Consider the following 11,937-nt stretch of genomic DNA (forward strand, 5'->3'; position numbering starts at 1 on the left):
AGAACCCGCTGGTCCGGTAAGTTAATGCCATTGCAGGTTTACGGCGCCCTGCTTTTCCCAATTGAAATACGTAGTTCACCTAAATCAACCAATTATGAAAACTCCTTTTTTCATTTACTTTATTCTCATTGGGCTGACTATACTGGTTAGCTGTAGCAAGAAAAATGACGATCCGCAAGGCAGCGGTAGCCCAGGCTCCGGAACGATCAAGTTAAGCCAAAACGGGCAAGTCATTACCCAGTTTGAGACGACCAACACCGTTGGCGTTGGTGGAAATGGTTATGAGGTAGTCATTACAAGTCCCGATAACAAACACTCCCTTGTTTTAAGTTTGCAGGGAAATACCGCTGGTACCTATCCATTCATCACGGGTAGCCAACCATTAACGTCCGGAAAAGCTAATTTCATGTACCAAAGCGATGCCTTACCACCCATTTATGCTGGAACGGATGGCTTGTTACGACCTAGCGCAGGTGAAGCTGTTGTGAAAACGATAACTCAAACCCGGTGTAGTGGCACCTTTTCCGCAACGGGTAAAAATGAGCAGGACGGGAAAATATATACTCTTGAAGGCACTTTTGACGCGGCTATTTTTTGACAACTACGCTTAACGGTCAATCTTCGTATGAAAAATACATGAATGAACTAAGTAATTAAGTTAACCAAGTAGCGGCATTACCATACCTATAACACTCTCATTCATGTGTGATGAACAGACTACTGTTGCACTTAATACCGCCTTATACTAAAACATAAGAAGCACTTCTTGCACTATACCAATAAATGAAAACTATTTGGCCTTATCGACTAGTTACCTTGTTGCCGAATAGGAGTCTGAACAATGTTAAGGTTTGATTGTAAGCTAATTAGCCGATCATTAGGGTACTAACGATCGGCTAATTAGTTACTTAACCACACAGACACGAGCTCACGCTTATTCATTGTTAACTGTCTGCGTTAGCCTTGATCCGTGTCCTTGAACTTTATCTTATCAGATTAACAGCATGAATCGCTTTTCCGTTATCTATCTATTCAACCAGCAGTTTCATCATCTATACAGTAGTACACAGGCAGAAGCCGAAACGGCTTTGCAACACCTACTCACCCTGGAAGATCACGAACCAATTGGCATCTATGACGCCAAGACAGAGCTTTTCTATTGGGAGCCAAAGCGACAAATCAAGTACGACCGGGCTCCCATTGAAGAACAGGGCCCACTAGGCGATCAGATTACAGCAATTGCGAAGAACCTCCGGCAGCAAAACGACACTCGGCAACAGGAGGAAACTACTGTCCCGGAGGCAATCGCTACGGCGGATGCAACTAGCCGCTAACCACTACACACCAATTTTCTTCTGGTAAACTTATAGCCCTGCCCGACTTGCGGCAGTTAGCTTAGTGCAGGTCAAGTTGCTAACCGTAATACCGGCAGCCGATTTGATAAACAGCTTAGTCATCGACTTATCCGGGAAGAAGATGTCTGTCATCACGGTAAGCCCGTTATCGGCAAACAACTCGACAGAAGCCACATCGATCAGGAGAGTCATTGACATGTTGGTATCCGGCGACAGACGCGGGGCTGTATGACGCTTACCAAATCCCTTCTCAAAGTCTGTTTTACCCGAGTGGCTGCGGTCGATGTAGTAGCCTTTCTCCTGTTTATCGTAGCCGATCACCACCTCATTTCCCTGGTCATTAGCTAACACAATGGAGAAATCGTTCGTGTTCTGAGTAGTCAACTCCAGTTTGATTAAGCCTGCATCATTTTTCGTTTTGGCGGTCAGATCGACCTGTCCTTTCACGGACACATTCTTCATTGAGATCGCTGGGCCATTAAGCACGCTCAGCTCTTTAACGGGCGTCGACGTAAGGTAAAGCTCCTTGTTAGCTTCGCGCAGACCAAGCATCCGGGGCACGGTCATGGCGCTACGCCAGGGCGAGGTAGGCACAACGCCAGCATACTGCCAATTGCTCATCCATCCCATTAATATAGTCCGCTCACCCGTATTGGCGAAGGTTACACCCGCATAATTGTCTGTCCCATAATCCATCCATTTGGTTTTGGCGGAATACGGTTTAAAGCTTTTACCATCAAAATCGCCCACAAAATACTGCGTCGCTGAACCGCCATTCGGTCCGCCGGGATTGATACTCACCAGCAATACCCAGGCTTTCTGGCCCTTATACGTCAATGGAAACAAATCCGGGCACTCCCACACCCCGCCGTGCGCACCCAGATCGTGTCCGAAATCACTTTCTTTGGTCCAATCCTTAAGGTTTGGCGACGAATAAAAGGTGACACGATCTTTGGTAGCCAGTGTCATAATCCATTTTTTCTGCGGCTCAAACCAGCGAACTTTAGGATCCCGAAAATCGGTAATGCCCGGATTGGGCAAGACTGGGTTACCGGCATATTTAGTCCACGTCTTTCCCTCGTCAAGGCTATACGCCAGACTCTGGTATTGAAACTTATCCGATTTTTCTTTCTCTAACTTAGTGTTGTGATGCGTGAAAATAGCGACCAACGGTGTTTTTCCGTCTTTGCCAAAGCCGCTGGTATTCGCTACGTCAACGACCGCGCTACCCGAGAAAATCAGCCCTAAACTGTCTGGATACAAAGCAATTGGCTGTTCCTGCCAACGAACCATATCGTGGCTGGTGGCGTGCCCCCAGTGCATAGGCCCCCAAGTCGTGCCATCCGGGTAATACTGGAAAAACAGGTGGTACGTTCCGTTCAGATAAACCATCCCGTTCGGGTCATTCATCCAGTGTGCCTTGGGCGAAAAATGAAATAGAGGCCGATGTAACGCTGGCTTCAGAGCAGGCTGGCTCACTTGGCCATAGGAAACATGACTTAGTAAAACCAGCAGAAACGAATAAACGAGCAGCTTTCGCATGATATATACGTGAGTTAAGTCGAAGGCGATCGTGGCCAATATACGGTTCACTACCCTTCAGGCAGGCTATATAGCCGTAGTAGACAGGATATTGTTTCTAATTGTCTTTTCAGAAAATGAGGGAGTAGCTCCATGCTGCATAGCCACATAAGAACCTGTGGCACAGGCAAATTCTAATGTTTTCTGCGGAGAAGCTCCCTGCATGATTTGATAGAGAAAAGCCGCCAGAAAGGCATCACCACTACCAATGGTATCGGCAACGTCGACGGGGAAGCCTACCTGGCTATGCAGGCCTGCCTGATCCAGCAGAACAGCACCATGCTCCCCGAGCGTTACAATCAGTTTCTCGAGTTTAAATTGATTGCGCAATTGATGCATGGCCCGGTGCAGGTCATTTTCTTCACCATACCAGCTCGCCAGTTCCACCAACTCGTGTTCATTAAGTTTGGCAATACTAGCCTGACTAAGCAATTCCTCCACCGTAGCCCGCTTATAATGAGGTGCCCGTAGGTTTACATCGAATACTTTCCGGGGGGCAACGGCCAGTAGCGCCATTAATGTTTCGTGCGTTTGTGGGCTACGAGCCGCTAAACTGCCATATACGAAGAAAGCGCTGTTCCGAACGACATCGAGTAGCGCCGGTTCGAGTTGAATGTAATCCCAGGCAACCGGCTGGACAATCTTGTAGGTCACCTCGTTCAAATCCGATATGTTGGCTTTCGCTACGCCTGTCAGGTGTGTCTGGCCAATCTGGATCAGATTGAGGGGCAGCCCTTTCTGGTCCAGAAAGTCGAGGAGTTCGCGGCCCAGATCGTCACTACCGACACGACTCACCAGTTGAGAATTGATACCAAAGTTTCGCAGATCGGCCGCTACGTTCATGGGTGCCCCACCGGGCTGTTTGCTGGTTGGCAACACATCCCATAATATTTCGCCGAAACAGGTTATTGTCGATTTCATCCTTGATAAAGTTTAGGGTTGTGAACTAATGAACAGCGAACGTTTTTTCAATCTGCTCCAGACTGGTGCCCTTCGTTTCGGGCATGAGCCGGATAACGAACAGGAGCTGAAGGACCATCATGATCGTGAAGAATAGAAATGTATTTCCTCCGCCAAAATGTTCAGCCAGATACGGAAACGTGAATGTGATAATAGCGGCCATCAGCCAGTGCGTAAAACTGCCCAGAGCCTGCCCACTGGAGCGTACTTCGTTGGGAAAGATCTCAGAGATAAACACCCAGATTACCGCACCCTGTGAAAAACCGAAGAAGGCGATATAGGCGAACAGTAACAGGGGCACGGTCATACCGCTGAATTCTTCCAGGTAAAAAGCCCTGGCAACCAGGCCCAAAGTCACAATTAACCCCACGGATCCAATTTTCATTAGGGTTCGCCGACCATAGCGATCAATCAGATTCATGGAGATCATGGTAAAAATAAGGTTGATGACGCCAATGCCCGTCGACGAGAGGAGCGCCGAGCTTTTACCTAAGCCCGTCATTTCAAAAATTCGTGGGGCGTAATAAATAATGGCGTTGATGCCGGATACCTGATTGAAAACGGCGAACAGTACAGCCAACATAACCGGTGTTTTGTACTTACCCGAGAACAACCCGCTCGACGTTTTGGTCGACTGGTGGCTAGCCTGAATGTCAGCCAGCGTCTGTTCTGCCGTAGCAGGATCGATCATGTTCAACACGGCACGAGCTTCGTCCACTGAATCGCCGGACCGGTTTCTTTTTTCGAGCAGCAGCCAGCGTGGACTTTCGGGAATGTTGAGTACGGCAATCAGGAAAATCAGCGACGGCAACGCCTGAACACCCAGCATCCAGCGCCACGCATCGTCGCCAATACCCTGCAAAAGGTAATTGGACAAATAGGCGATCAGAATGCCAAGCACAACATTAAACTGAAAAAGGCCCACCAATTTACCCCGAGACTTGGCGGGCGAAATTTCCGTTATGTACATGGGCGCTGCTACCGAAGAAGCGCCAACGCCCAGTCCACCCAGAAACCGAAAGACGAGAAAAACGCCCCATTCTGTGGACAGAGCCGTCCCGATAGATGCCAGTAAGTACAGAATAGCGATCCAGAACAGCGTTTTTTTGCGGCCCAGCGTTTGGGTTGGTATGCCTCCCAGCATAGAGCCGATCACCGTACCGATAAGCGCAATGGAAACGGTGAGTCCGTGCTCCCACACATTGAGCTGCCACAACGATTGAAGCGACTGCTCGACGCCAGAGATAACGGCGGTGTCGAAGCCGAACAGAAAGCCGCCTAAAGCAGCGGTAATGGACCAAAAAAAGATTCGTTGTTTCTGACTCATAGGTTACCGTAGAACGAGTGATTTCCGGATTACTTCTACTCAAAACTAACGGATAATCAGAAGACTGACTTTCGGGAATCGTTCAAATAGTTTCGAAATGAGACAAGCGAATAAATCACTATAAATCAATCCATTAACTTAAATCCGACAAATCTTTTTTCAGTTATGATGCATTAAATTTCGATTTTGTTTCAGGAGAACTTTAATAGAAAAACCGACTCTGGTCGATGTCCCCAACAACTCACTTAAAAATTAAAACCTATTCCATGTTACGCTCGTTTTAACAGCAATGACGTCCCCAGGAATGATATATGATGCCGATGTACTGATTATTGGTGGAGGCCTGGCAGGTTTAACAGCGGGCATTCATTTAGCTAAATCAGATTTGCGCGTCATACTACTGGAAAAGCATACCTATCCCCAGCACAAAGTATGCGGGGAATATGTCTCGAATGAGGTCCTCCCCTATCTACACTACCTGGGTATCGAGATTGAGGAATTGAAGCCAACCCACATTCAGCGTTTTTTGTTGAGCACAGCCGCCGGAAAAACGATTGAGAGCCAACTTCCCTTAGGTGGATTCGGGATCAGTCGATACAGGCTGGATCATTTTTTAGCCACTACTGCCCGGCAGGCGGGCGTTGCGATCGAACAGCAGGCTGATGTAACGGACGTTACGTTTATTAAAGACGGCTTTACGGCCACAACCTCGGCGAAGAAGAGCTATACGGCTAAAGTTGTTATTGGGGCCTACGGAAAGCGCTCCCAATTGGACAAACGGCTGCAACGAGCGTTTTTTCAGCACGAATCGCCCTGGCTGGGCGTAAAAGCACACTACCGGGCCAACCTTCCGAATGACCAGGTAGCTCTTCATAACTTTGAGGGCGGCTATTGTGGACTGTCGCAGGTCGAGAACGGGGTTGTCAATGCCTGTTACTTAGCGAATTACCGGATCTTTAAACGGTTCAGGAACATCGACGCGTTTCAGAAACAGATCCTTGCCAAAAATCCGCTTCTCCATGAGTTTTTTACCGACGCTACTCCTTTGTTCGATAAACCACTGACGATTAGTCAGATTTCGTTTGACCGGAAAGAGCCGGTTGAAAACCACATGCTTATGTGTGGCGATACGGCCGGATTGATTCACCCTCTTTGCGGCAACGGCATGGCCATGGCCATTCATAGTGCCAAGCTGGTTTCTGAACTGATTATCCGGTTCTTCGAGGGGCAGATAGCCAATCGTTTAGCGTTGGAGACGCAATATGCCGCAGCCTGGTCGGCGGAGTTTAAAGGACGGCTCCTAACCGGTCGACTTGTGCAATCCATTTTGACCTCACCGAGCATCACGTCCGCTCTGCTAAAGGGCTTACATCTGGTCCCCGGTCTGCTGCCCCGTATTATTAGGCAAACGCACGGTCGACCGTTGTTGGTTGATCAAAATCCAATTTCGGTAATCAGCTCATTTAACCCTCAGTAAACGTAATCCGATGTTTTTAAGTACCGCACAGCGCACATCCAAAGAAGAGATTATGGATGACTTTTCGTTAGAAGGCGATGTGTTGCGCGACGCGTTGGATAAAATTGCGGTTATTAACCACTGGCTGGGCGGCAACAGCATTACGCTGGACGGTATCAGGGAGTTAATCAAGCACTGGCCCAAAGAGAACGTTCTCTCCGTAGTTGATGTAGGCTGCGGCAACGGGGATATGTGTCGGGCGGTGGCCAATTTCGCCAGACAGGAAGGACTTACAGTTCAGATTCTGGGGATTGATGCTAACGCCTATACCATCAATCATGCACGAGCTTGCTCCACGGGTTTTCCCGCCGTATCGTATGCGGTTAAAAACATTTTCGATGATGATTTTGCCACTATCGATTACGACATTGCCTTGTGCACCCTGACCCTGCACCATTTTAGCGATAAAGAGATTTTACACTTGATGAGTCTGTTCGCGAAAAAAGCTAAACTTGGCGTCGTCGTCAACGATTTGCAGCGTTCGGCACTGGCTTACCGTTTATTCCAACTCATTTGCTTTGTTTTTCGGCTCAATGCTATGTCGCGGGAAGATGGACTGACGTCTATTTTGCGTGGCTTTAAAAAACCGGAGCTAGTATCTTTTTCAAAACAATTACGGTTAAAAACCTATCGGGTCACCTGGCGATGGGCTTTCCGCTATCAATGGATTATTAAAACGATATGAGTGTACGAATAGCGGCCGTTGCAAAGTCATTACCCCAACACTGGCGGGATACCAGTGATATTTTACCGTTTCTGGACGCCTGGCTGGATGGACAGGAGAGCCGTTTTCAACGGAAAGTAAAAAAGATCTTCGAAAACGCGGCTGTCGATCGGCGATACTCCATCATGAGCCCAACAGAAGTGTTCGCGGAAACGTCTTTCGAAGAAAAAAACGCCATTTATACCCGCGAGTGCATCAAATTGGGCGAAGATGCCCTAACCAAAGCGTTGGCCAAAGTAAACTGGAAAACGACCGATATTGATTACCTCATCACCGTGAGCTGCACTGGCATCATGATTCCGTCGCTGGACGCGTATCTGATCAATAGCCTCCAGATGAAGCAGGACATCGTTCGGTTGCCGGTTACGGAAATGGGCTGTGTGGCGGGTGTCTCGGGCATCATTTACGCGAAGAATTTCCTGAAAGCAAATCCGGGAAAGCGAGCGGCCCTACTCGCGGTCGAGTCGCCGACAGCTACGTTTCAGCTAGATGATTTCTCGATGCCCAACATCGTTAGTGCGGCTATATTTGGCGACGGTGCAGCCTGTGTGCTGCTGTCCTCTCACGAGGATGACGGTGGGCCGGAGGTCGTTTCGGAAGAAATGTATCATTTTTATGATGCCACGCACATGATGGGCTTCAACCTGACAAACAGCGGGTTACAAATGGTACTCGATAAAACCGTTACGGATAACATTGCAGCCCATTTCCCGGCTATTGTTCATCCCTTCCTGGCGAAAAATGGCCTGGTCATCGGCGATATTGCCCACCTCATTTTTCACCCCGGCGGGCGCAAAATCGTTGACGTCATTCAGGAGTTATTCGGTAAGCTGGGGAAAAACATCGATGATACCAAAGAGGTCTTGAGGCTTTACGGAAATATGTCGAGCGCTACGGTACTGTATGTACTGGAGCGCTTTATGGATAAACCCCTGGCCAATGGCGACTATGGGCTTATGCTAAGTTTTGGTCCCGGATTTACAGCGCAACGCGTTTTGTTACAGTGGTAAACGAATTTAGAGACAAACACTATTGGGCGCTTATTCTGGGCGGCAGTACAGGATTAGGACTGGCCACAGCCAGAAAACTGGCCAGGCAGGGCATGAACCTCTGCCTTGTGCACCGCACACGAAAAACGGATTTACCCAATGTAAACCGCGCCTTTTCGGAACTGGAAGCCGAAGGAATTTTGCTCAAACAATACAACGTCGACGCGACCAATCCCGAGAAGCGGACGATTGTCATTGACACCCTGACCGAAACCCTGGGCGCAGAAGGAAAAATCAGAGCCCTGGTACATAGCATTGCCAAAGGAAATTTAAAACCCATTGTATCAACCGAGGCTCGACAACTTCAGCACGACGACTTTCAGTTAACGATCGATGCTATGGCGATCAGCTTATATGACTGGACCAAAGCGCTTTTTTCGGCGGGTTTGTTTGCGCCCGATGCTCGTGTCATCAGTTTTACCAGCGAGGGCAGCCAGAAAGCCTGGGCTAACTACGCAGCTGTTTCGACGGCTAAAGCCGCTCTGGAAGCCATATCCAGGAGCATTGCTCTGGAAATGGCTCCTTTTGGCATTCGCGCCAACTGCATCATGGCGGGCGTTACCGATACAGCTTCCTTACGCCTTATTCCGGGTGCCGATGTGTTACTGAGTCACAGCCTACTACGGAATCCCTTTTCAAGGCTCACCACCCCTGAGGATGTGGCTGACGTGGTTTATTTGTTGTGCAAAGAAGAAGCTGCCTGGATTAACGGTACCGTCATTACGGTTAATGGCGGAGAACACCTTCAATAAACGGCTACCCTGTGCAGGACTTCACCCACATTCAGCAGAAATTACCCTACGCCGAGCCTTTTCTGTTTGTCGATACGCTGCACCGCGTCGATGAAAACGGCGTGGAAGGCAGTTACACATTCCCGGAAGATTCTTTTTTTTACGAAGGTCATTTCAAACAGGCTCCCGTAACACCTGGTGTCATTCTGACCGAAGTAATGGCGCAGATCGGCGTCGTTTGTCTGGGTATTTTTTTGCTCGATCAAACACGGACCGCTGCTATTGGTATTGCGATGACGAGTACACAAATCGACTTTTTCAAGCCCGTTTTCCCCACCGAAACCGTTATGGTTCGGTCGACGAAAGAATATTTCCGGTTTCATAAGTTAAAATGTAAAGTCGAGATGTGGAATAGCCGTGCTGAACTGGTCTGTCGGGGTACTATTTCGGGAATGATGAAACCAACCGATCATGCGTAACCGAGTTGTCATAACGGGTTTAGGCGTAGCCGCTCCTAACGCGGTGGGTATTCCTGCTTTTCTGGATGCTATCCAGGCAGGACGCAGCGGCATTGCGTTTCAGCAGAGTCTGGCTGACCTGGCATTCTCGTGCCAGATTGGCGGTATTCCTCCCGTTACGGAAGCTATCAAAAAGCAGTATTTCAGCGAGTTACAACTCCGTCAGCTTAATAGCAGCGGCATAATTTATGGCGTCGTCGCGGGTATGGAAGCCTGGCAGAACGCAGGACTTCCCATTGCCACCGATGAACCCGATTGGGACAGCGGCATTGTGTTCGGTACCGGCATTCTGGGCATTGACAAGTTCAGAGAATCAATTTATAAAGTCGACGACGGACAAGTCAGGCGGCTGGGCAGCACGGTTGTCGTTCAGACAATGACCAGTGGGGTTAGTGCTTTTTTGGGCGGTATGATTGGCTGCGGCAACCAGTTAACGGCCAATTCATCGGCCTGTGCAACAGGAACCGAAGCTTTATTGCTTGGTTATGAACGCATTGTCAGTGGGCGGGCAAAACGGGTGTTGGCTGGTAGTTGCAGCGATCATGGTCCTTACATCTGGGGAGGCTTCGACGCCATGCGCGTTATGCCCTACCAGTTCAACGATGCGCCCGAACGAGCATCGAGACCACTGAGCGCTACGGCCAGTGGGTTTGTACCCGGCAGCGGAGCCGGTGCGCTGGTTTTAGAATCGCTGGAATCGGCGCTGGAGCGAAAGGCTCCCATATATGCCGAAGTACTGGGGGGTCAATTGAATTCGGGTGGTCAGCGGGGCGGAGGTTCCATGACTGCCCCGAACGCGTCGGCCGTCAGACGGTGTATTCAACAGGCATTGGCAGCCGCCCATATTCGCCCCGAAGCGATCGATCTTATCGACGGGCATTTAACGGCTACCAGTAAAGACTCCGCCGAAGTAAGTGCCTGGTGCAACGCCCTGGGCCGGAAGGAAACCGACTTTCCCTACATCAACTCGTTGAAATCCATGGTAGGGCATTGCCTCAGCGCGGCTGGCAGTATCGAATGCGTAGCTGCTGTACTGGAGTTGCACCATGATTTTATTTACCCATCCATTAACTGCGAAGACGTGCACCCCGACATTGCAGCTATGATCGCGCCGGAGAAAATTCCTCACGAGCTAATCAGAAAAGATATTAATGTAATTGCGAAAGCTAACTTTGGCTTTGGCGACGTAAATGCGTGCGTTATTTTAACCAAGTTCCAGTCGTAATCAAGGAATATGCAAACCAAGGACGAATTAATCGATACACTTAAGAAAATTGTGAAGCCCTACGTGCAGGATGAACAGGCGTTTGCCCACGTTACGGAAACTACCGACTTCCTGAATGACCTGAAAATAAACTCAGCCAATCTGGTCGATATTGCACTGGATGTTGAGGAAGAATTCGACATTGTCATTGACAACGAAGCCATGGAACGGATGCTCACCGTCGGTTCATCCATCGACATTATCCTTGACAAACTGGCGGAAAAGATATGATCGGCAATGACATTGTCGATTTAGCACAGGCCAGGCAGGACAGTAACTGGCGTCGGAAAGGCTTTCTTGACAAAGTTTTTACGCACCACGAGCAGCAACTCATTCACGACGCAGCCGATCCTGATCGTATGGTCTGGCTGTTGTGGAGCATGAAGGAAAGTGCGTATAAAGTAGCCGTTCGAAGAACAAAAAAGCGGAACTTTGCCCCTGCAAAACTAGCCTGCTCTCTCAACGACGTTACCGAATCGACAGCCGAAGGGACTGTCTTTCATTTCGAAGGCTATCGAACCAGATCCCTGATCAGTTCGCAATACATCGCTACGGTGGCCTTGGCGGCTACTACAGCCCTACCCTATAGCCAGGCAATTATTCCTTTCAAAACAACTGACTATCAGAGCCATCACGATCTTATTCGACAGTCGATCAGGCAACATAGCTCGGCGTTCTTCCCGGCGTCCGGGCAAAAAATTCACATCGGCAAAGACAGTCTCGGCGTTCCCGTTCTGACTATCGGCGACTCGGCAACCGTACCAATCAGCATCAGTCACCACGGCCATTACGGCGCGTATGCCATTGGACTAGAATAGCCCTGAAACAAAGTCTCTTGTGGAACGGGTGAGAAAAGTCATTCATCACTTTATACCAATTATGTACTGCAGAAGCCACGTCAAGTAAGTAACC

Annotated in this window: 13 protein-coding genes; 10 read left to right on the top strand and 3 right to left on the bottom strand. The window is 49.1% G+C overall.

Annotation, left to right across the window (positions count from 1 at the left end; all coding sequences use genetic code 11):
- Positions 1 to 94 precede the first annotated feature (94 nt).
- The gene (locus ACYU8Y_RS20995; RefSeq protein ID WP_460940056.1) at positions 95 to 598 is read left to right on the top strand and encodes a DUF6252 domain-containing protein; all 504 of its coding nucleotides are present in this window, start codon (positions 95 to 97) and stop codon (positions 596 to 598) included.
- A 406-nt stretch (positions 599 to 1,004) separates the two neighbouring features.
- Positions 1,005 to 1,334 carry a hypothetical protein gene (locus tag ACYU8Y_RS21000; protein ID WP_460940058.1) on the top strand — a complete coding sequence of 110 codons (330 nt, stop codon included), beginning with the start codon at positions 1,005 to 1,007 and terminating at the stop codon, positions 1,332 to 1,334.
- A 30-nt stretch (positions 1,335 to 1,364) separates the two neighbouring features.
- Here ACYU8Y_RS21000 and ACYU8Y_RS21005 read toward each other — a convergent pair whose 3' ends face one another.
- The 3 genes from ACYU8Y_RS21005 to ACYU8Y_RS21015 form a co-directional block, all read right to left on the bottom strand.
- The gene (locus ACYU8Y_RS21005; RefSeq protein ID WP_460940060.1) at positions 1,365 to 2,897 is read right to left on the bottom strand and encodes a glycoside hydrolase family 32 protein; all 1,533 of its coding nucleotides are present in this window, start codon (positions 2,895 to 2,897) and stop codon (positions 1,365 to 1,367) included.
- A gap of 66 nt (positions 2,898 to 2,963) precedes the next feature.
- Positions 2,964 to 3,857 (bottom strand): carbohydrate kinase family protein, encoded by an 894-nt coding sequence (locus tag ACYU8Y_RS21010; RefSeq protein WP_460940062.1) that lies wholly within the window; start codon positions 3,855 to 3,857, stop codon positions 2,964 to 2,966.
- Between the two features lie 25 nt (positions 3,858 to 3,882).
- Positions 3,883 to 5,223, bottom strand: coding sequence for a sugar porter family MFS transporter (locus ACYU8Y_RS21015; protein WP_460940063.1), 1,341 nt, complete (start codon positions 5,221 to 5,223; stop codon positions 3,883 to 3,885).
- A 289-nt stretch (positions 5,224 to 5,512) separates the two neighbouring features.
- Here ACYU8Y_RS21015 and ACYU8Y_RS21020 point away from each other — a divergent pair, with 289 nt between their 5' ends.
- Genes ACYU8Y_RS21020 through ACYU8Y_RS21055 form a run of 8 tightly spaced genes read left to right on the top strand, consistent with a single transcriptional unit; the run spans position 5,513 to position 11,843 of the window.
- Positions 5,513 to 6,700 (top strand): NAD(P)/FAD-dependent oxidoreductase, encoded by a 1,188-nt coding sequence (locus ACYU8Y_RS21020; protein ID WP_460940064.1) that lies wholly within the window; start codon positions 5,513 to 5,515, stop codon positions 6,698 to 6,700.
- Between the two features lie 10 nt (positions 6,701 to 6,710).
- Entirely contained in the window at positions 6,711 to 7,424 is a 714-nt protein-coding gene (locus ACYU8Y_RS21025) for a methyltransferase domain-containing protein (RefSeq protein ID WP_460940065.1), read from the top strand.
- Complete coding sequence (locus ACYU8Y_RS21030; protein WP_460940066.1) at positions 7,421 to 8,473, top strand: type III polyketide synthase; 1,053 nt, start codon at positions 7,421 to 7,423, stop codon at positions 8,471 to 8,473. The genes ACYU8Y_RS21025 and ACYU8Y_RS21030 overlap by 4 nt, the downstream gene beginning before the upstream one ends.
- Positions 8,467 to 9,264, top strand: coding sequence for an enoyl-ACP reductase FabI (locus tag ACYU8Y_RS21035; protein ID WP_460940067.1), 798 nt, complete (start codon positions 8,467 to 8,469; stop codon positions 9,262 to 9,264). Before ACYU8Y_RS21030 ends, ACYU8Y_RS21035 begins: the two co-directional genes overlap by 7 nt.
- Positions 9,265 to 9,275: 11 nt before the next feature.
- Positions 9,276 to 9,722 carry a 3-hydroxyacyl-ACP dehydratase FabZ family protein gene (locus ACYU8Y_RS21040; protein WP_460940068.1) on the top strand — a complete coding sequence of 149 codons (447 nt, stop codon included), beginning with the start codon at positions 9,276 to 9,278 and terminating at the stop codon, positions 9,720 to 9,722.
- Positions 9,715 to 10,986: a beta-ketoacyl-[acyl-carrier-protein] synthase family protein gene (locus ACYU8Y_RS21045; RefSeq protein ID WP_460940069.1), complete on the top strand. Its 1,272-nt coding sequence runs from the start codon at positions 9,715 to 9,717 to the stop codon at positions 10,984 to 10,986. Before ACYU8Y_RS21040 ends, ACYU8Y_RS21045 begins: the two co-directional genes overlap by 8 nt.
- Before the next feature lie 9 nt (positions 10,987 to 10,995).
- Positions 10,996 to 11,256 (top strand): acyl carrier protein, encoded by a 261-nt coding sequence (locus ACYU8Y_RS21050; RefSeq protein ID WP_460940070.1) that lies wholly within the window; start codon positions 10,996 to 10,998, stop codon positions 11,254 to 11,256.
- Entirely contained in the window at positions 11,253 to 11,843 is a 591-nt protein-coding gene (locus ACYU8Y_RS21055; protein ID WP_460940071.1) for a 4'-phosphopantetheinyl transferase family protein, read from the top strand. Before ACYU8Y_RS21050 ends, ACYU8Y_RS21055 begins: the two co-directional genes overlap by 4 nt.
- The last annotated feature ends 94 nt before the right edge of the window (positions 11,844 to 11,937 follow it).

It is taken from the genome of Spirosoma humi (assembly GCF_054776575.1).